The sequence below is a fragment of the Pseudarthrobacter sp. TE9888 genome, from assembly GCF_056279345.1.
This window is the reverse complement of record NZ_JBWBRD010000002.1, coordinates 629,344-648,924: the sequence shown is the minus strand read 5'-3', so window position 1 is coordinate 648,924 and position 19,581 is coordinate 629,344. Positions and strand designations below refer to the sequence as shown.

General features: G+C 64.9%; 20 protein-coding genes. 15 read left to right on the top strand and 5 right to left on the bottom strand.

The genetic code is table 11. From position 1 onward, the window contains the following. The 3 genes from ACZ9J7_RS03690 to ACZ9J7_RS03680 are packed head-to-tail and all read right to left on the bottom strand — an operon-like array spanning position 1 to position 3,168. Positions 1-939 (bottom strand): carbohydrate ABC transporter permease, encoded by a 939-nt coding sequence (locus tag ACZ9J7_RS03690; protein ID WP_476207123.1) that lies wholly within the window; start codon positions 937-939, stop codon positions 1-3. Continuing rightward, a complete protein-coding gene (locus ACZ9J7_RS03685) occupies positions 929-1,870 on the bottom strand; it encodes a carbohydrate ABC transporter permease (protein ID WP_476207121.1) in 942 nt (313 codons plus the stop codon). The genes ACZ9J7_RS03690 and ACZ9J7_RS03685 overlap by 11 nt, the downstream gene beginning before the upstream one ends. Beyond that, positions 1,867-3,168 carry an ABC transporter substrate-binding protein gene (locus tag ACZ9J7_RS03680; protein ID WP_476207120.1) on the bottom strand — a complete coding sequence of 434 codons (1,302 nt, stop codon included), beginning with the start codon at positions 3,166-3,168 and terminating at the stop codon, positions 1,867-1,869. Before ACZ9J7_RS03680 ends, ACZ9J7_RS03685 begins: the two co-directional genes overlap by 4 nt. Before the next feature lie 394 nt (positions 3,169-3,562). Here ACZ9J7_RS03680 and ACZ9J7_RS03675 point away from each other — a divergent pair, with 394 nt between their 5' ends. The 6 genes from ACZ9J7_RS03675 to ACZ9J7_RS03650 all read left to right on the top strand — a co-directional run bounded on the left by ACZ9J7_RS03675 (position 3,563) and on the right by ACZ9J7_RS03650 (position 9,135). Continuing rightward, positions 3,563-4,231, top strand: a complete 669-nt coding sequence (locus ACZ9J7_RS03675; RefSeq protein ID WP_476207119.1) for a YesL family protein — start codon at positions 3,563-3,565, stop codon at positions 4,229-4,231. Positions 4,232-4,343: 112 nt separating this feature from the next. Beyond that, complete coding sequence (locus ACZ9J7_RS03670; RefSeq protein ID WP_476207117.1) at positions 4,344-5,873, top strand: extracellular solute-binding protein; 1,530 nt, start codon at positions 4,344-4,346, stop codon at positions 5,871-5,873. Further along, entirely contained in the window at positions 5,874-6,848 is a 975-nt protein-coding gene (locus ACZ9J7_RS03665; protein ID WP_476207115.1) for an ABC transporter permease, read from the top strand. It begins immediately after the preceding gene. Continuing rightward, positions 6,848-7,720: a carbohydrate ABC transporter permease gene (locus ACZ9J7_RS03660; RefSeq protein WP_476207113.1), complete on the top strand. Its 873-nt coding sequence runs from the start codon at positions 6,848-6,850 to the stop codon at positions 7,718-7,720. Before ACZ9J7_RS03665 ends, ACZ9J7_RS03660 begins: the two co-directional genes overlap by 1 nt. Positions 7,721-7,752: 32 nt before the next feature. After that, positions 7,753-8,463 carry a rhamnogalacturonan acetylesterase gene (locus tag ACZ9J7_RS03655; protein ID WP_476207112.1) on the top strand — a complete coding sequence of 237 codons (711 nt, stop codon included), beginning with the start codon at positions 7,753-7,755 and terminating at the stop codon, positions 8,461-8,463. After that, positions 8,464-9,135 (top strand): DUF1961 family protein, encoded by a 672-nt coding sequence (locus ACZ9J7_RS03650; RefSeq protein WP_476207110.1) that lies wholly within the window; start codon positions 8,464-8,466, stop codon positions 9,133-9,135. Positions 9,136-9,198: 63 nt separating this feature from the next. Here ACZ9J7_RS03650 and ACZ9J7_RS03645 read toward each other — a convergent pair whose 3' ends face one another. Next, the gene (locus ACZ9J7_RS03645) at positions 9,199-9,702 is read right to left on the bottom strand and encodes an ABC transporter substrate-binding protein (RefSeq protein ID WP_476207108.1); all 504 of its coding nucleotides are present in this window, start codon (positions 9,700-9,702) and stop codon (positions 9,199-9,201) included. A gap of 178 nt (positions 9,703-9,880) precedes the next feature. On the opposite strand from ACZ9J7_RS03645, the gene ACZ9J7_RS03640 reads away from it, so the two are divergent. Continuing rightward, complete coding sequence (locus tag ACZ9J7_RS03640) at positions 9,881-10,258, top strand: DUF7793 family protein (RefSeq protein ID WP_476207106.1); 378 nt, start codon at positions 9,881-9,883, stop codon at positions 10,256-10,258. Here the strand turns inward: ACZ9J7_RS03640 and ACZ9J7_RS03635 are convergent. Further along, positions 10,255-11,271, bottom strand: coding sequence for a LacI family DNA-binding transcriptional regulator (locus ACZ9J7_RS03635; RefSeq protein WP_476207104.1), 1,017 nt, complete (start codon positions 11,269-11,271; stop codon positions 10,255-10,257). The two genes, ACZ9J7_RS03640 and ACZ9J7_RS03635, sit on opposite strands and share 4 nt — an antisense overlap. Before the next feature lie 152 nt (positions 11,272-11,423). On the opposite strand from ACZ9J7_RS03635, the gene ACZ9J7_RS03630 reads away from it, so the two are divergent. From ACZ9J7_RS03630 to ACZ9J7_RS03595, 8 genes are all read left to right on the top strand, one after another. After that, entirely contained in the window at positions 11,424-11,771 is a 348-nt protein-coding gene (locus ACZ9J7_RS03630) for an L-rhamnose mutarotase (protein WP_476207102.1), read from the top strand. Positions 11,772-11,875: 104 nt separating this feature from the next. Further along, entirely contained in the window at positions 11,876-13,042 is a 1,167-nt protein-coding gene (rhaI, locus tag ACZ9J7_RS03625; protein ID WP_476207100.1) for an L-rhamnose isomerase, read from the top strand. A 6-nt stretch (positions 13,043-13,048) separates the two neighbouring features. Further along, complete coding sequence (locus ACZ9J7_RS03620; RefSeq protein ID WP_476207098.1) at positions 13,049-15,085, top strand: bifunctional aldolase/short-chain dehydrogenase; 2,037 nt, start codon at positions 13,049-13,051, stop codon at positions 15,083-15,085. Next, the gene (locus ACZ9J7_RS03615) at positions 15,082-16,563 is read left to right on the top strand and encodes a rhamnulokinase (RefSeq protein ID WP_476207096.1); all 1,482 of its coding nucleotides are present in this window, start codon (positions 15,082-15,084) and stop codon (positions 16,561-16,563) included. Before ACZ9J7_RS03620 ends, ACZ9J7_RS03615 begins: the two co-directional genes overlap by 4 nt. A gap of 2 nt (positions 16,564-16,565) precedes the next feature. Beyond that, complete coding sequence (locus ACZ9J7_RS03610) at positions 16,566-17,579, top strand: acetylxylan esterase (protein ID WP_476207094.1); 1,014 nt, start codon at positions 16,566-16,568, stop codon at positions 17,577-17,579. Between the two features lie 243 nt (positions 17,580-17,822). Continuing rightward, complete coding sequence (locus tag ACZ9J7_RS03605; protein ID WP_476207092.1) at positions 17,823-18,944, top strand: 3-deoxy-7-phosphoheptulonate synthase; 1,122 nt, start codon at positions 17,823-17,825, stop codon at positions 18,942-18,944. 155 nt (positions 18,945-19,099) lie between these two features. Further along, a complete protein-coding gene (locus ACZ9J7_RS03600) occupies positions 19,100-19,312 on the top strand; it encodes a helix-turn-helix domain-containing protein (protein WP_043452394.1) in 213 nt (70 codons plus the stop codon). A gap of 151 nt (positions 19,313-19,463) precedes the next feature. After that, positions 19,464-19,562: a 30S ribosomal protein bS22 gene (locus tag ACZ9J7_RS03595; protein ID WP_003792170.1), complete on the top strand. Its 99-nt coding sequence runs from the start codon at positions 19,464-19,466 to the stop codon at positions 19,560-19,562. Positions 19,563-19,581 lie beyond the last annotated feature (19 nt).

Sequence of the window (19,581 nt, the reverse complement as noted above, 5' to 3'; positions counted from 1 at the left end):
TTATTTGATGCCGGTGGTGGCGATGCCTTTGACCAGGAATTTCTGGCCGACGAGGAAGGCGATGAAGACGGGCAGCAGGGTTACGACGGACATCGCGAACATGGAACCCCAGTCGGTGCTGGATTGTGCGTCGACGAAGCTGCGTAGCGCGACGGGGACGGTGAACACGTCAGGGGAGGTGAGGTAGATGAGTTGGCTGAAGAAGTCGGACCAGGTCCAGATGAACGTGAAGATGGTGGTGGTGGCCAGGGCGGGGGTCATCAGGGGGAGGATGACCTGCAGGAAGATGCGGGGGTGGCCTGCGCCGTCGATCCTGGCCGCTTCATCGAGTTCGCGGGGGATGCCGCGGATGAACTGGACCATGAGGAAGGTGAAGAACGCGTCGGTGGCGAGGAACTTCGGGACGATCAGGGGCGCGAAGGTGTTTACCCAACCGATCTGGGAGAACAGGATGTACTGCGGGACGATCACCACGTGGATGGGGAGCATGATCGTGACGAGCATGGCACCGAACATCCATTTTTTGCCACGGAAGTCCAGCCGGGCGAAGGCGTACGCGGCCATCGAGCAGGAGACGAGGTTGCCGATCACGGCGCCCAGGACCACGAGGGCCGAATTGATCAGGTAGGTGCTGAACGGTGAGGTCAGGGCGTTCCAGCCGGTGGCGTAGTTCTCCGCGTGGACCTCGGTGAGCCACAGGCCCGGGGCCCGGAAGACGTCCTCGCTGGGGCGGAACGAGGACACGACCATCCACAGCAGCGGGTAGATCATGATGATTGCCGTGGCGATCAGGACCGCGTGTTTCAGGACGCTCTTGGCCCGGTGCTTGGGGCGGGGCGGATTGCCGGCCGGAGTGTTGGGCTCCCGGCGGCCGTTTGCGGGGCCCGGGGTGGACAGGGGGGCGTCGGTGGTGACGCGCGGGGCTGATTCAGTCGTCATAGAACACCCAGAATTTCGATGCGTAGAAGTTGACGGCGGTGAAGGCGCCGACGATGACAAGCAGGACCCAGGCCATCGCCGAGGCGTAGCCCATGTCGAACTGGCCGAAGCCTCGCTGGTAGAGGTACAGGGTGAAGAACATGGTTGAGTCGGACGGACCGCCGGTACCGCCGGAGACGATGAACGCCTGCGTGAAGGACTGGAATGCGCCGATGATCTGCAGCACGAGGTTGAAGAAAATGATCGGGCTGAGCAGGGGCAGGGTGATCTTCAGGAAGCGGGTGGTCCGTCCGGCACCGTCCACGGCTGCGGCTTCGTAGTACATGGTGGGAATCTGCCGCAGCCCGGCCAGGAAGATGATCATGGGCGAGCCGAAGGTCCAGACGTGCAGCAGGATGATGCTGCCCAGGGCGGTGCTGGGGTCCGAGATCCAGCCAGGGCCGGTAATGCCGACCATGGCCAGGAGCTGGTTGACCAGGCCGGAGGTTCCGAACATCTGCTTCCAGAGGATTGCAACCGCCACCGAAGAGCCCAGGAGGGACGGCAGGTAGAACACCGAGCGGTAGAACGGCAGGCCCTTGATGCCTTTGTCCAGGGCCATGGCCACGGCCAGTGCCAGGCCGAGCTGCAGCGGGACGCCGACTATCACGTATGTCAGCGTGACCCGCAGGGAGTTCCAGAACCGGTCGTCCTGCATCATGCGGGTGAAGTTGTCGCCGCCGATGAAGTTCGGGTCCTGGATCAGGTTGTAGTCCGTGAACGAGAGGTACAGGGAGATCAGCATCGGCCCGATGGTGATGGCGACAAGGCCCACGATCCAAGGGGCTAGGAACACCATGGCGGCGCGGTTGTCCTTGAAGGTCCGCTTGACGTTGTCACGTCCGCCTCGGGATTTCTTGCCGAGGCTGCCCAGCTCGGTGAGGACGCTCATTTCTTGGCACTCTTGATCATGTTGTCCGCTTCGGACTTGAATGCAGCGGCTGCATCCTGGGCGCTGGCGCGCCCGAACAGGACATCGGTGGCGTGGCGGCCCAGGGCGTCGGCGGCCTTGCTCGACCCCGTCGGCGGGACAGCGGGCGCGTCGCCGAGCTCGGGCTTGATCGCCGTGAGGTAGTCGAGGGCGGTCTTGTCGGTCGGGGTGAGCTGGGGCTTGATGGCGTCCTGGATCTTCGCGGATGTCGAGAACCCGCGCTCGGTGGTGATGATCTTGGCAGCGTCCGTGCTGTTGACGAGGAAGTCGATGAACGTCGCCGCTTCGGCCGCGTTCTTCGAGCGGGACGACGCGGACCAATACATCGAGGGCTTGTAAAAGAGCCCGTCATCCTTGGGGTTGCCGTCCTGGCTCGGAACGCGCAGCAGCTTGATGTCGCTGCCGGTGGCCTTCTGGAGGGCGCCGAGCTGATTGGTCCACCAGAACGACATGCCGGTCCGGTTCGTAGCGGCGAGGGTCTGCTCGACGGGGGCGCCGATGTCCTCTTGCGCCACGCTCGCCGGAGGCGCCGCATTGGCGTCCATCAGTTTCTTCTGGAACGCCATGTAGGAGGCCACGCCGTCCACGGTGAAGCCGGTTTGGCCATCCTGCGTGTAGAGCTGCTCTCCCCGCTGGCGCAGCCAGATGTTGAGGCTCTGGTCCGTCAAACCATACGAGGATCCAAAGGTGCCAGTGGCTGCCGCGAGAGCCTGGGCCGTCTTCAGGTAGTCGTCCCACGTCCACTTCGAGTCGTCGGGGATGGCGACGCCGGCCTTCTTGAACAGGTTGACGTTGGCGAAGACGGCAAGCGCGTTCTGGCCGGTGCTGATGCCGTTCAGCTTGCCGTTGTACTGGCCGGCCTTGATCGTGTTCTGGTCGAAGGCGGACAGGTCCAGCTGGTTCTGCTTGGAGAGGTCCAGGAGCGCGCCGCGTCCGCCATACTCGGCAATGTAGGCGAGATCCATCTGGATCACGTCAGGGGCATCGTTTGCGGCGGTCTGGGTGGCCAGTTTGTCCCAGTACCCCGACCACACGCCGGGCTCGCCCTGGATCTTGATGTTCGGATGGGCCTGCTGGAAGGCGTCGATAACCTGCTGGGTCTGGCTATTACGCACGTCGTTGCCCCACCAGGAGACACGCAGTGTTACGGAACCATCAGCGTTCTTCGCGCCGCCGCCGGTGCCGCAAGCGGAAAGCGCCCCCACAGCGGCAGTTCCGGCAAATAGTGCCAGCGCCGATCGTCGGGTAAACGTTGTCATTGTCTCTCCTTTGAGGTCATGAGTTGCTGTGCTGCGCATCCGCTATGGAATCGGGGGATGCATGTGTTCTACGCCACGTTCTTCTCCCTACTAGGAAAGCGCATTCCGGAGCACTTGGCAAGGGCTTTCCCAATCCGCATCGCAGGTTGCCTGATTCGACCGCGCAACTGCGGGGCATTTCCATCCATGGGGTGGCTCAAGAATTTGCGGGGAAGCGCTTTCCTCCTTGCACCGCAAGGGGAGCAAGCTTGGGCGATGGGCTTATGTAACGATTCAAAATTGCACTTGACCAGCCGGCACTCCGGGTCTAGATTTTCGAGAAACCGATTACTGGGGTGGAGCGGACGCGCATATTCCGCACCCGAAGCCATGAAGAACAGAAGGGAGCCGTGCCATGTTGTCCGGAACCTTCAGTGCGCGTGCCTACGCATTTTTCGACACGCTCTTGTGGATAGCGGGCCTGAACCTGCTGTGGATCGCCTTCACGCTGATGGGCGCCGGCGTACTTGGTGCCGGACCCGCCACCGCCGCCGCGCACATTGTGGTCCGCAGGAGGGCCGCCGGGGACGGCGCTCCGCTGCTGCGCGGGTTCACCTCGGCCTACTTCCGGAACTTCGCCAGGGCCAACCTCCTGTCGGTTCCGGTCATGGCCGTCACGGCGGCGCTTGTCCTGAACTGGAACTACTTTGCGGGAAGTGGCGGAATCTTCGCCCGGTCCATGGCGGCGGCAGTCCTTGCCGCGGCAATCTTCCTGGCCGGCGCAGTCTGCTACCTGTTCCCCATGTACGCCCGGTATGAGCTGCCATTGCCGCAGTACCTGCTGATGTCATCCCGGTTCGCCGTGCGGCACCTGGCGGGAACGGTCATCCTGCTCTTCGTCTCCGCGGCAGTGGTATTTGCCAGCAGTTGCCTCCCGGGACTGGTTCCGTTCTTCAGTATCGGAGCCTGGCTCTACCTCACGGGCTGGTTGTGTGACCGTTTCTTCACGGCCAATGACCAGTCGGTGGCCCCGGACGGTGGACCTGCCGCCGGAAGCACCCTCCAGGGAGCGTCCACCGCCTGACAATCCGTCCGGCTTCCGGGCGGTTCCAGTACTCTGCGCGGAAGCGCAAATGAAACGTATCAATCGCGGGTCCAGCGAACCCAACCCCCAATGAAGTGGAAAAGGAAGAAACATGATCCATCGGAAACTGACCCTGGCCGCCGCCGTCGTCACTGCCACTGCGCTGTCCCTCACGGCGTGCAGTGGTGGAAACGCCCCCGCCGCGGACCTCACCTCGGTGTCCATCATGGCGCCGTTCCTGGAAGCCCAGCCGCCGGCAGCGGACGGCGCGGTCCAGAAGAAGCTGGAGGAGCTCACCGGCAAGCAGGTCAAGATCAACTGGGCACCCAATGCTTCCTATGAGGACAAGACCAACATCACTCTTGCAGGGTCCGACATCCCCCAGGTCATGGTGATCCAGACCAAGAGCCCCGGGTTCGTCAAGAACGCCCAGGCAGGTGCGTTCTGGGACCTCACCGACAAGCTCGACAAATACCCGAACCTCAAAACCACCTTCCCGGACATCCAGAAGAACTCCAGCGTCAACGGAAAGGTCTACGGCCTGTTCCGTGAACGCTCTCCGATGCGCACCGCCGTGATGTTCCGGCAGGACTGGCTGGACAAGCTGGGCCTGCAGCCGCCCAAGACCGTGGAGGACCTGTACAAGGTGGCAAAGGCCTTCACCGAACAGGACCCGGACGGGAACGGCATCAACGACACTTGGGGCATCACCATCCCCAAATGGGGTGCACTGGGAACCAACAGCCCCTACGACGTGATCGAGGAATGGTTCGGCGCCGGAAACCGGTGGACCGAGCGGGACGGGAAGCTGGTTCCCAGCTTCGAAACCGACGAGTTCCTCCAGGCCGACCGGTTCATCAAGAAGATGGTGGACGAAAAGCTCATCAACCCTGACTTTGCCACCTTTGATCCGACGAAATGGAACGAGCCGTTCTTCAACGGCAAGGGCGGCATGATTGTCGACGTCGATTCCCGCGTGAGCGTCCTGGTCAACCTCTTCAAGCAGGCAGACCCCAACAACTTCCAGAACAAGGTGGGCTTTGTCGGTAACCTGGTCGGCCCCGACGGCAAGCTGCACGCCCATCCCACCGACGGCTACTCGGGCTTCCTGGCAATCCCCAAGGCGAGTGTGAGGAGCGAGGCCGAACTGGACAAGGTCCTGGAGTTCCTGAACACCATGAACGGCAAGGACGTTGCCGTGTTGCTCAACAACGGCATCGAGAACGTGAACTTCACGGTGCAGGACGGCAAGGCGGCGGCCATCAAGCCGGAAACTCCTGAAGGAAAGGCCGTGAGCACCGACATCAAGAGCTACGCCCAGCTGGGCATGAACGTCGCCGGGAACCAGTTCTACCCCGTCAAGCAGCCCACCGACTACGAACAGCAGGTCTTCGACAAGCGCACTGACGTCATGGCTGAGGACCTCAAGAGCGCCGTCTACAACCCGGCCGCACCCTACGTATCGGCCACCTACGTGGCCAAGGGCGCGCAGCTGGACAACATTGTGGCCGATGCCCGGATCAAGTACCTTGCCGGGCAGATCGATGAGCAGGGCCTGAAGGACGCCATCAAGCTGTGGGACACCAGCGGCGGCGACAAGGTCAAGGAAGAGATCAACAAGCTGTGGCAGGACAACAAGTAAATGGCCACCCCTGTCATTGACACCCTCGCCGGGGAGCGGGCGGGAAAGACCCCGCCCGCTCCCCGGAAAGGGGGCAGGTTCTCCGTCCACTTCGCGCACTACAAGTGGCTCTACCTGCTGCTGGTGCCCGGCGTGGTGTACTTCGCGGTCTTCCGCTACGCCCCCATGTACGGGGTATCCATCGCCTTCAAGGACTACGTCCCGTTCCTCGGCGTGAACGGCAGCCCCTGGGTGGGGCTCCGCAACTTCGAGGACTTCTTCGCCAACCCGGACTTCCCCCGGCTGCTGGGCAACACCCTGATCCTGGCCTTCCTGAACCTGGGCGTGGCCTTCCCGCTGACCATCGTCCTGGCGCTCCTGCTGAACGAAGTCCGGCTGTCCATCCTCAAGCGCACGGTCCAGACGCTGGTGTACATCCCGCACTTCCTGTCCTGGACCATCGTGGCCTCGCTGAGCTTCCTGCTGTTCGCCCTGGACATCGGACCGCTGTTCCAGTTCCTGAACAACACCATGGGCACGCACATCGATTTCCTGAGCGACCCGGCCTGGTTCCGCCCCCTGATCGTGCTCCAGGAGATCTGGAAGAACACCGGCTGGGGCACCATCATCTTCCTGGCCGCCCTCTCCACCGTGGACCAGGACCAGTACGAGGCCGCGATCATCGATGGCGCCGGCCGGTTCCGACGGGTCTGGCACATCACCCTGCCGGCAATCCGCTCCACGATCATCGTGATGCTGATCCTGGCCATCGGGCAGATGCTCAACACCGGCTTCGAACAGATCTACCTGATGACCAACGCCCTCAACCGTGAGGTGGCCGACGTGTTCGACACCTACGTCTACTTCGTGGGCATCACCCAGGGCGCGTACAGCTATTCCACCGCTGTGGGCCTCTTCAAATCCGTGGTGGGCATCGTGCTGATCTTCGGCACCAACTGGCTGGCCAAGCGATTCAACCAGAGCGGACTGTTCTAATGAAGATCCATAACACCCGCGGCGGCCGCATCTTCGACGCCGCCAACTACGTCTTCCTGTCCCTGATCGGCATCATCACGCTGCTGCCGTTCGTCTACGTCTTCGCAGGCTCGTTCGCCACCGAAGCCGAAATCACCCGCCGGGCATTCTTCGTCTGGCCGGAGCAGTTCACCCTGGGTTCCTACGAGTACATCTTCGCCACCCCTGCGTTTGTCCGGGCCCTGGTCACGACCATCCTGGTCACCGCGGTGGGCACCCTGGTCCAACTGGCCTTCACCGTGACCATGGCATACCCGCTGGCCAAGAAGAGCCTGCGCGGCAGGAACGTGATCCTGTCCCTGGTGGTATTCGCCATGGTCTTCTCCGGCGGCATGATTCCCACGTTCCTGCTGGTCAAGGACCTGGGCCTGCTGAACTCCTACTGGGCCCTGATCCTTCCGGCGGCCATCAATCCGTTCAGCCTGATCATCATCAAGAACTTCTTCCAGGAACTCCCGGCGGAACTCGAGGAGTCGGCCAAGATGGACGGCGCCACGGAGATCGGGATCCTGTGGCGGATCCTCCTGCCGCTGTCCAAACCGGTCCTGGCCACGTTCGCGCTGTTCTACGCAGTGGGCATCTGGAACGACTTCATGTCGCCCCTGCTGTACCTGAGCGACAACTCCAAATGGACCCTGCAGATGTACCTGCGGCAGGTCACGGCGGCCTCGGACCTGCTGGGCACCGGCAACGTTGATCCCAACTACATCCCGCCGGAACAGGGCGTCAAGTTCGCCGTGATCGTGGTGGCCACCCTGCCCATTCTCATCTTCTACCCATTCCTGCAAAAGCACTTCGCCAAGGGCATGCTCATCGGCTCCGTCAAGGGCTGATCCTGCCAGCGCCTACTAGGGAAAGATCAATCATGAAGATCCTGCTGGCCGGAGATTCCACCGTGGCCACCTGCCCCACCCACGAGTTCCCGATGAGCGGCTGGGGCGCGCACCTGGCACGGTTCACCTACACGTGGGGGACTGTGCACAACTTCGCCAAGGGCGGCGCCAATACCGAATCCTTCCGCGACGAGGGGCTCTGGGCGGACCTGCTCGCCACAGCAGGCGCCGGGGACGCGGTGCTCATCCAGTTCGGCCACAACGACCAGAAAAAGCTGCATCTTGCCGCCCGCACGGGCTACGCGGCGAACCTGCGCACCATGGTGGGGGAGGTGCGTGGCGTGGGCGCGGCTCCGGTGCTCTGCACATCGGTGGAGCGCCGGCACTTCCGGGACACGCCGGCGTCGGACGTTCTTGAGGAGAGCCTTGAGGACTATCCGGAGGTGGTCCGCGAACTGGGTCCGGAGCTGGGGGTCCCGGTGATGGACCTGAACGCCTGGACCCGGCGCCTCTATGGTCGGCTGGGGCGGGAGGGTTCCGGGGAGCTCTTCTGCCACTTTGCGCCGGGGGAGCACGCGGCCTGGCCTGCCGGGTTGGCCGACGATACGCATTTCTCGCAGCAGGGTGCCACCCTGGTGGCGGCGGAGGTGGCGCGCCAGCTGGCGGGCCTGGGCTACGGCGCGCCCCGAACCCAGGAACCATCCGAAGCCGGGGAATTCATTACGACGTCGGGACGCAGCTGAGTGGGCGCCGCAGGCCTGGGGACAAGCGTCCTCTACCGCAATCCGCTGGCGGGGCCCGGCGACGTTGCCGGGTGGGTGGCCGAAGGGCCGTTAAGCCGGGGCAGCCATAACGGGGCGCTGGAACTGTCCGGCATGCTTGACGACCGGGAGTTCGGCGACCATGCGCACTGGACCTTCTGGTGCCCGGAAGAATTCCCTGACCACATCCGCATCAGCTGGGAGTTCCTGCCGCTCGCGGAGCCCGGCCTGGCGATGCTGTTCTTCGCGGCTGCGGGCCACGGCGGGCGGGATCTCTTCAGCCCGGCCCTGGCGCCCCGGACAGGCTACTATCCGCAGTACCACTCGGGCGATATCGACGCCCTGCACGTCTCCTACTTCCGGCACAAGTTCCCGTCCGAGCGGGCATTCCGGACCTGCAACCTGCGCAAGAGCGCGGGCTTCGAACTGGTGGCGCAGGGTGCGGATCCGCTTCCGCCCACGGAGGACGCCACGGACTTCTACCGCCTGGAGCTGGTGAAGGACGGGCCGTTGGTGGAGTTTTCCATCAACGGGCTGCGCCTCTTTGAGTGGCGTGATTCCGCCGGCAAGGTACTTGGCGGCGGACGGATTGGTTTCCGGCAGATGGCTCCGCTCCGGGCCGCCTACCGGAACCTGGTGGTGGAAAGTCTCTAGGCAAAGACAAAGATGGGCAGTCCCGGGGGACTGCCCATCTTGCTGCCTGTGGACTTCCTGGAACTAGAGTCCCAGGAGCCGGTTGAGCAGGTTGGCCAGGCCGCTCAGGCCGTTGCCACCGTCCAGGAGCCCGGTGACGGCGCAGAGCAGGTTGCCCACCAGGTTGCCCGCGCCGGTCTGCGAGGTGATGTTCAGGACCACCTGGTTCAGATCGACGTTGAGGCCCAGCAGGTCCAGGTGCAGTGGGCCGAGGACCAGGTTCAGGACGTCGCAGCTGCCGCCCGAGGCCAAGGCGGCAGCGGTTGAGGGTGCTGCCGCGGCAGTTGTGGTCACCGTCTGGTTGACGGGGGTGGCCTTACCGGTGAGGTCGGTGAGGGTACCCTGCACCAGGCCTGTGACGTTCAGCTGGCCGTTCTGGGCGCTGAAGCCCGTCGGCGTGAACGAGCCGACCAACGTACCCACGCCGTCGATGGTCTGGTTGATGGTGCCGGAAACGTTGGCGGTTTGTGTTGTCTTGGAGGCGGCGGAAGGAGCCGCGGGTGCCGCTGCTGTCGCCGGGCCTGCCATGCCAAAGAGCATGGCGCCGGAGAGGGCAATGGCGGTGACTGAAGCTGAGACCTTTGCTGATGAGTCAAGCTGGTTGCCGGGGAAACGCGTGGCCTATGGTGGAGCGATGGGCGCCCTTCCAGTCCCTTGTGGGGCAAGATGGAGGAGTTCAGGAACTGCCCACTGGAGGGAGGCGGGTATGGAGCCGGTAGTGGTCGACGGCGGCAAGGGCACGGTGGAACTGCGCGCTGACGGGGTCATCCACCTCATCTGGGAGCCCAAGGTCCGCATCGAAGTCGAAGATGCGCAGGCGGCGATGGCCGCGGTAAACCAGATAGCGGGAGACGCAAACTACCCGATGCTCGTGGACATGGCCACCACCGAGAACGTGAGCATCCAGGCCCGCTCAGTGTTCTCCATCCCATGTGCGGCCAACAGGATCGCCCTGCTGGGGACAAGCCCGGTGGACCGGATCATCGCCAACTTCTTCCTGGGCGTCCATGTCCCGCCCTGCCCCACCCGCTTCTTCACCTCGCGGACCGAATCCCTCAAATGGCTGCGGCCCGCGGAGAACTAACCAGCGGCGGCGGTGCTCTGCCGGACCACCAGTTCCGGGGTGAACACTACGGAACGGTGGACGGGGTTCTGGGACTCCACCTCTTCGGACAGCAGCTCGATGGCTGTCCTGCCCAGCAGCTGCGTGGGCTGGCGGATGGAGGACAGGGGAACCACCGCGGAGGCCGCAAAGTCGATGTCGTCGTAGCCGATCAGCGCCACGTCCCCGGGAATGCGGAACGTGTGCGTCATGGTGAGCGACTGCATGACGCCCAGGGCCAGGAGGTCGTTGGCGCAAAAGATGCCGTCCGGCAGCTCTGCCCGACCGCGCTCCACCAGCATGTCTCCCACGCTGCGGCCGGCCAGGACGGTCTGCCCCTCCGCATCCAGGACTTCCAGCGTGGCGTCCCGTTCCTCCTTGACGGCCCGCCGGGCCCCCTGCAGGCGGTCCGCCACCTGGCGGATGGAGGTGGAGCCGCCAACAAAGGCGAGCCGGCGGCGTCCGGTGTCCAGCAGGTGCCTGGCCGCCAGGTATCCGCCGGCGTCATCGTCCACGGCAACTGAGCTGAACTTGGACTCGTCGGCCTGCCGGTCCACCAGTACCGTGGGGACGCCACGCTCGCGGAGGAGATCCAGCCTGTCCGTCACATCGCCCACCGGCGAAATCAGCAGCCCCTGCACACGCTGCTCCTGGAAGAGGTCGATGTAGTTCGCTTCCCGGCCGGCGTTGTGGCCGCTGTCGCCCAGCAGGACGGCGCTGCCCTGCAGCGCTGCGGCGTCTTCCGCCGCGCGGACAACGGACGTGAAGAACGGGTTGCCTACGTCCAGGACGATAAGCCCGATGGTGCGGCTGTGCCCCACGCGAAGCTGGCGCGCGGCGTCATTGCGGACAAACCCCAGTTCATCGATGGCTGACAGGACCCGCTCCTTGGTCCTGTCCGACACCCGGTCGGGATAGTTGAGGACGTTGGACACGGTGCCAACGGCCACGCCCGCGTGGGTGGCCACGTCCTTGATGCTGGCTGTGCGGTTCATCGGTTCTCCGTGCTGACATGCCCCCGCCGGGAAGATCCCTGCGGCAGATCAAAAGTTTCTGCCATTGCTTGACACCTGCTCAAATCCAAGAGTACTTTGAATCGTACCAATGAAACGATTCAAAAAATCTTGGCGTTTTGGAAGGGGCACCGATGAGGGTGTGTTTCCGTTCTTCGGTCCAGCCGCAGCTGATTGATGAATACCGGCGCCGGCACGCCGCAGTGTGGCCGGAGATGCTGCAAGCACTCAAGGACGCGGGCTGGCACAACTACTCCCTGTTCCTCGGTGGGGACGGGCTCCTGGTGGGATACGTCGAGTGCGACGACTTTGACGCAGCCCGGGCCCGGATGGCCCTGACGGACGTCAACGCCCGCTGGCAGGCCGAGATGGCCACACTGTTCGAGAACACCGGCCAGGCGCCCGACGAGGGGTTCCAGGTCCTGGAAGAAGTGTTCAACCTCGACGGCCAGCTTGCAGCCGCAGGCTCCCCAACCCAGTAGTCCACAATCCAGTAGTTCCATACCCCGGCAACTACAGCGAAACCCAGCTCCTGCAGCGGGGCAGTACCAACAGACCACAGCACAAGACACCGGAAAGAACCATCATGAATGATGTAGCAAAGGCGCTGGGCAGGCTCGGGGAGCTTGCCATCGAGGTCCCTTCGTGGGCCTATGGGAATTCGGGGACGCGGTTCAAGGTGTTCGGCACGCCGGGCACGCCCCGCACGGTCCAGGAGAAACTGGCCGACGCCGCCAAGGTCCACGAGCTGACCGGCCTGGCGCCCACCGTGGCGCTGCATATCCCGTGGGACAAGGTGGATGACTACTCCGCCCTCAAGGACTATGCGGCCGGCCTGGGCGTGGGACTGGGGACCATCAACTCCAACACGTTCCAGGATGACGAGTACAAGTTCGGCTCCCTGACGTCCTCCAACGGGGCGGTCCGCCGCCGCGCCATCGACCACCACCTGGACTGCATCGACATCATGCACGCCACAGGCTCCCGCGACCTGAAGATCTGGCTTGCCGACGGCACCAACTACCCCGGCCAGGACGACCTCCGCGGCCGGCAGGACCGCCTGGCCGAGTCCCTGCAGGAGATCTATGCAGCCCTGGGCGATGAGCAGCGCCTGGTGCTGGAGTACAAGTTCTTCGAACCGGCTTTCTACCACACGGACGTTCCGGACTGGGGCACTTCCTACGCGCAGACCCTGGCCCTGGGGGAGAAGGCGTTTGTCTGCCTGGACACCGGGCACCATGCCCCGGGCACCAACATCGAGTTCATCGTGATGCAGCTGCTGCGGCTGGGAAAGCTGGGCTCCTTCGACTTCAACTCGCGCTTCTATGCCGACGACGACCTCATTGTGGGTGCCGCCGATCCGTTCCAGCTCTTCCGCATCATGCACGAGGTGATCCGTGGCGGCGGGTTCGGCAAGGACTCCGGTGTGGCCCTCATGCTGGACCAATGCCACAACCTGGAGGAAAAGATCCCGGGCCAGATCCGCTCCGTGCTGAACGTCCAGGAAATGACGGCACGCGCCCTGCTGATCGACACCGCGGCCCTCACCGAGGCCCAGCGCGCCGGGGACGTCCTGGCCGCCAACGGCATCTTCAACGATGCCTTCTACACGGACGTCCGGCCCATCCTGGCTGAGTGGCGTGAATCCCGCGGCCTGCCCGCGGACCCGATGGCCGCCTACAAGGCCAGCGGATACCAGAAACAGATCAACGAGGACCGCGCAGGCGGCCAGCAAGCCGGATGGGGCGCCTGAGAAGTTATGACGAACAAGACTGTTGAAGAACTGATTGCCCGTTCGAACCGTTTGGGTGCGGACAAGCGGAACACGAATTTCGCCGGCGGCAACACCTCGGCCAAGGGCACCGAAACGGACCCGGTTACGGGCCAGGACGTGGAACTGCTGTGGGTCAAGGGCTCAGGCGGAGACCTGGGCACCCTGAAGGAGCAGAACCTTGCGGTGCTGCGCCTGGACCGGCTGGCCGCGCTGAAGAACGTCTACCCCGGCGTGGAGCGCGAGGACGAGATGGTGGCCGCGTTCGATTACTGCCTGCACGGCAAGGTCGGCGCGGCCCCGTCGATCGACACGGCGATGCACGGGCTGGTGGGCGCCGCGCACGTGGACCACCTGCACCCGGACTCCGGCATCGCCATTGCCACTGCCGTGGACGGCGAGGCGCTGACCGGGAAGATCTTCGGCGACAAGGTGGTGTGGGTGCCGTGGCGCCGCCCCGGGTTCCAGCTGGGCCTGGACATCGCCGCGATCAAGGACGCCAACCCGCAGGCCATCGGCACCATCCTGGGCGGCCACGGCATCACCGCCTGGGGCGCCACCAGCGAAGAAGCAGAGGCCAACTCGCTGTGGATCATCGACCAGGCCGAAAAGTACATCAAGGACAACGGCAAGGCCGAGCCCTTCGGCGCCAAGCTCGCCGGTTATGGGGCGCTGCCCGAGGCTGAGCGCCGTGCCAAGGCAGCCGCCCTGGCACCGGTGATCCGCGGCCTGGCCTCCACGGACAAGCCGCAGCTGGGGCACTTCAGCGATGACGCCGTCGTCCTGGACTTCCTCGAGGCAGCCGAACACCCGCGGCTCGGCGCGCTCGGCACCTCCTGCCCGGACCACTTCCTGCGCACCAAGGTCAAGCCGCTCATCCTGGACCTGCCCGCCGACGCCAGCGTGGAGGACTCGATCGCCCGGCTGCACGAACTGCACGCCGACTACCGCGAGGACTACCAGGCCTATTACGACCGGCACAAGGACCAGGACTCCCCGGCGCTGCGCGGCGCGGACCCGGCCATCGTGCTGGTCCCCGGCGTGGGCATGTTCTCCTTCGGAGCGAACAAGCAGACCGCCCGGGTGGCCGGCGAGTTCTACATCAACGCCATCAACGTCATGCGCGGCGCGGAGGCAATCTCCACCTACGCCCCGATCGAGGAATCCGAGAAGTTCCGGATCGAGTACTGGGCGCTGGAGGAAGCCAAGCTCGCCCGGATGCCCAAACCCAAGTCCCACGCCACCCGCATCGCGCTGGTGACCGGCGCGGCCTCCGGCATCGGCAAGGCCATCGCAACACGGCTGGCGTCCGACGGCGCGTGCGTTGTCATTGCCGACCTGAACCTTGAGAACGCACAAAAGGTCGCCGAGGAGCTGGGCGGTGCCGACGTCGCCATCGGCGTCCAGGCGGACGTCACCGACGAGGCCCAGGTCGCCGCTGCGATCGACGCCGCTGTCCTGGCGTTCGGCGGCGTGGACCTGGTGGTCAACAACGCCGGCCTGTCCATCTCCAAGCCGCTGCTGGAAACCACCGAAAAGGACTGGGACCTGCAGCACAATGTCATGGCCAAGGGCTCATTCCTGGTGGCCAAGGCCGCCGCGAAGGTGATGATCGCCCAGGGCATGGGCGGGGACATCATCTACATCTCCTCCAAGAACTCCGTGTTCGCCGGCCCCAACAACATCGCGTACTCCGCGACCAAGGCCGACCAAGCCCACCAGGTCCGGCTCCTCGCGGCCGAACTGGGCGAGCACGGCATCCGCGTCAACGGCATCAACCCCGACGGCGTGGTCCGCGGCTCCGGGATCTTCGCCGGCGGCTGGGGCGCCAAGCGTGCCGCCGTCTATGGTGTGGACGAGGAAAAGCTGGGGGAGTACTACGCCCAGCGCACCCTGCTCAAGCGCGAGGTCCTGCCCGAACACGTGGCCAACGCCGCCGCCGTCCTCACCAGCAACGAACTGTCCCACACCACCGGTCTGCACATCCCCGTGGACGCCGGGGTGGCGGCGGCCTTCCTGCGGTGAGCACGGTGGCAGGCGCGGCTGACGCGCATGTTGCCTCCAGGGTGTTTGCCGGCGTCGACATCGGCGCCTCCTCCGGCCGCGTGATCCTTGGCCGCGCTGGCGGGAGCGGAGTCTCCCTGGAGACCGTCCACCGCTTCCCCAACGGCGTGGTGGAGCACGACGGCGGCCTCCGCTGGGACTTCGACGCCCTGTTCGCGGAAGTACTTAAGGGGTTGGCTGCCGCGGCGACAGTCGCCGCCGTGCAGGGGGAACGGATCGCCAGCATCGGCATCGACACGTGGGCCGTGGACTACGGACTGGTCAACAAGGCCGGTGAACTGGTGGACCAGCCCTACAGCTACCGCGACGACCGCAGCCGCGCCGCCGTCGCGCCCGTACACGCCAAGCTGGACCCCAGCCGCCTGTACCAGACCACAGGCCTGCAGTTCCTGCAGTTCAACACCATCTACCAGCTGGCCACCGAGAAGGACCTGGACGGGCTGCAGGCACTCCTCATTCCGGACCTGATCGCCTTCCGGCTCACCGGCGCGCGGCGGACCGAGGCCACCAACGCCTCCACCACCGGACTGTTTGACGCCGTGGCGGGGGAGTGGGCCACCGAGTTCTTCACGGCGCTGGGCCTGCGCAAAAACCTGTTCCCGCCGCTGATCCAGCCCGGCGAAACCGTCGGAACACTCCTGCCGAAGGTTGCCGCCGCCGTGGACCTGCCGCAGGACACGAAAGTCGTGGCCGTCGGTTCACACGACACCGCTTCAGCGGTCGCCGCGGTCCCCGCGGACCAGGAAAACTTCGCGTACATCTCCTCGGGCACCTGGTCGCTGGTGGGGCTGGAACTGCAGCACCCGGTCCTGACCGGGGGCAGCCGGGAAGCGAATTTCACCAATGAACGCGGCGTGGACGGCACCACCCGCTACCTGCGCAACGTGGGCGGACTGTGGCTGCTGAGCGAATGCCAGCGCACCTGGGCGTCGGAAGGGTTCAAACCCGACCTCACGGCCCTGCTGGCCGCGGCCGCCGCACTGCCCGCCGGCGGACCCCAAATCAACGCCGACGATCCGTACTTCATCGCCCCGGACAACATGCCCGAGCGCATCCGTGCGGCGGTCCGGCGCACCGGCGATGTCCTGCCCAACGATCCGGCCACCATCACCCGCTGCATCATGGACAGCCTCGCAGCCGGCTACGCCAGGACCATCACCGCTGCGGAACGCCTCGCGGGCCGTTCCGTGGACGTGGTGCACGTGGTGGGCGGCGGCTCCCAGAACGCCCTGCTCTGCCAGCTCACCGCCAACGCCACGGGACGTCCCGTCGTCGCCGGACCGGTCGAAGCCACCGCCCTGGGCAACGTGCTGGTCCAGGCGCGGGCCGCCGGGGCCGTCGACGGCGGGCTGGCCGAGCTCCGCCGGATCGTCGCCACCGAAACCAGCCTGGACCGGTACCAGCCACTTGTCGCTGCGCGCCAAGGATGCGTGAATTAGGAATGCCCCTCTTCGACCTTCCCCTGGCCCAGCTGCTCAGCTACACCTCCGGGGTCACGCCGCCGGGGGACCTCAAGGCGTTTTGGGATGCCACGGTGCGGGAGGCCCGGGCGTATCCACTGGCCGCCACATTCGAACCGGTGGAGAACTACCTCACCGTGATTGAGACCTTCGACGTCACGTTCTCCGGTTTTGGCGGTGCTCCGGTCAAAGGCTGGCTGCATCTTCCCGCCCACCGGGAGGCTGATGTCCAGCTTCCGGTGGTGGTGCACTACATCGGCTACTCGGGCGGGCGGGGCCTGGCCAACCAGGACACCCGCTGGGCGCAGGCCGGGTACGCCCACTTCATCATGGACACCCGCGGCCAGGGGTACGGCGGCATGGTGGGCGACACCCCCGACCCCCACCCCTCCGCCGGGGACGTGGTACACGCAGGCCTCATGACCAGGGGCATCGCCAGCCGGGAGGACTACTACTTCCGCAGGGTCTATGTGGACGCCTTCCGCGCCGTGGAGGCGGCGCAGGCACACCCCGCCGTCGATCCCGCCAAGGTGGTGCTGGCGGGCGTCAGCCAGGGAGGCGGCCTGGTGGTGGCCACTGCAGGGCTCACCGCGGGACGGCTCGACGGCGTCATCGCCGCGCTGCCCGATGTCCCCTTCCTGCAGGACTTCCCCCGTGCCATCGACATCACCCCACGCGGCCCGTACCCGGAGATCGCCCAGTTCCTCGCCCGGCACCGGGACCGCTACGACGCCGCCCTGAAGGTCCTCAACTATTTCGACGGCGTCAATTTGGCCCGCTGGGCCTCCGTTCCGGCACTGTATTCCGCTGCCCAGATGGATGACATCTGCCCGCCGTCCACGGTTTTCGCCAGCTACAACGCCTATGGCTCCGCGGCAGCATCGGGCAGCACTCCCGGCAAGGAGATCGAGGTGTACCGATTCAACAACCACGAAGGCGGCCAGGAACACCACTGGATCCGGCAGCTGCAGTTCCTGCGCAAGCTCCTTGGGTAGGCGAGTGCACCGGAATGTGACGCAACCGATTTTGCGGCCTCCGTGTGCCGGGTTTATGGTCACTTCCATGACTAACCGTTGGTATGCGTATTTTTCGTTGGCTCTGGAGGAGCCCGCGTCTAACTGACACGCATCCAACTTCCTTCAGAGCCAACAGGGCAGAGATCATTCTCTGCCCTTCGCCGTTTCTCCGGCGGGTTCTGAAATCCGGGCCCGCTTCCCATCTGGAACAGGACCCCGAACATGAGCACCGCAACAGCAGCAGCACCGGCCAGCGACACCAAGTCCACCTCGAACCTGCGCGTCAGCGAATTCACCCCGCTGCCCACCCCGTCGGCACTCCTCACCAAACTGCCCCTGGACGCCCGGGCCGCCGCCGTCGTCGAACGCGGACGCGATGAGGTGCGCGCCATCATGGACGGCGTGGATGACCGCCTGCTGGTCATCGTGGGTCCCTGCTCCATCCACGACCCCAAGGCCGGACTCGAGTACGCGCGGCGGCTGGTCAGCCAGGCAGAGAAGCACAAGGAAGACCTGCTGATCGTCATGCGGACCTACTTCGAGAAGCCGCGCACCACGGTGGGCTGGAAGGGCCTGATCAACGATCCCCGGCTGGACGGCAGCCATGACATGGTCACCGGCCTCCGCACGGCCCGGCAGTTCCTGCAGCAGGTCACCGCGCTGGGCCTGCCCACCGCCACCGAATTCCTGGAGCCGATCAGCCCCCAGTACATGGCGGACCTGATCTCGTGGGGTGCCATCGGTGCGCGCACCACGGAGAGCCAGATCCACCGGCAGTTGGCGTCCGGGCTTTCCATGCCCATCGGTTTCAAGAACGGGACCGACGGCGGCCTGCAGGTAGCCATCGATGCCTGCGGTGCCGCCGGGGCGGCGCAGGCGTTCCTGGGAATCGACGGCGAGGGCCGGGCAGCGCTGGTGGCAACGGCAGGAAACCCCGACACCCACGTCATCCTCCGCGGCGGCCGGAAGGGCCCCAACTACTCAGCGGCCGATGTGGAACGCGCCTCCACCGAACTGGCGGGCAAGGGGCTCAATCCCCGCCTGATCGTTGACGCGAGCCACGCCAACAGCGGCAAGAGCCACCACCGGCAGGCGGAGGTCGCATTGGAGATCGGTGCCCAGCTTGAGGACGGGGGAGTGGCGGCCCGGGCGGTTGCCGGCGTCATGCTGGAAAGCTTCCTGGTGGGCGGAGCGCAGAACCTGGACGTTGCGGAGCACGCCGCGGGACGGGCGGAACTGGTCTACGGCCAGAGCGTGACGGACGCCTGCATGGACTGGGATGTCTCGGCGTCTGTCCTGGAGCAGCTCGCGGCGTCGGCGCGGAAGCGGCGGCAGCAGAATTAGGGGGCGAAATAGGGGAGGCCACTACTTTCACATCTGCCACATGAACATCTAGAGTATCTATTTAGGTGGTTGGTGGATGGCTCAGCATCGGAACACCGCATTGGCACGTACCTGGGGTCACTGTTGTCCATCCGTCAGCAAAGGAAAATAGGGAAATGTCGGCAGAACAGAACTTCTCCAACGCGAAGTTCCTCACCGTGGCTGAAGTGGCCGAGGTCATGCGCGTCTCCAAAATGACTGTTTACCGCCTGGTCCACTCCGGCGAAATGCCCGCGGTGCGCTTCGGCCGCTCCTACCGGGTCCCCGAAAACGCCGTCGAACAGTACCTCAAGGGTGCTGTTGTGGACGGCCACACCGAGACCGCCTGAGGCCACCTGTCCTGAGCCGCTCCCGATAAGCGGTACCCTGTTAAGGAACGTTTTACGTCATTGTAAGAATCTGTCAGTTGTTCAGTTCGTAGCTTTGTCCACGGACATTCCCCATCAGGCAGGTACTGCATCTAGTTTGTAAGGAACTTTCGTGGGTTCAGTTATTAAGAAGCGTCGCAAGCGTATGGCCAAGAAGAAGCACCGCAAGCTGCTTCGCAAGACCCGTCACCAGCGCCGCAACAAGAAGTAGCGATACTTCGAACAGCGTG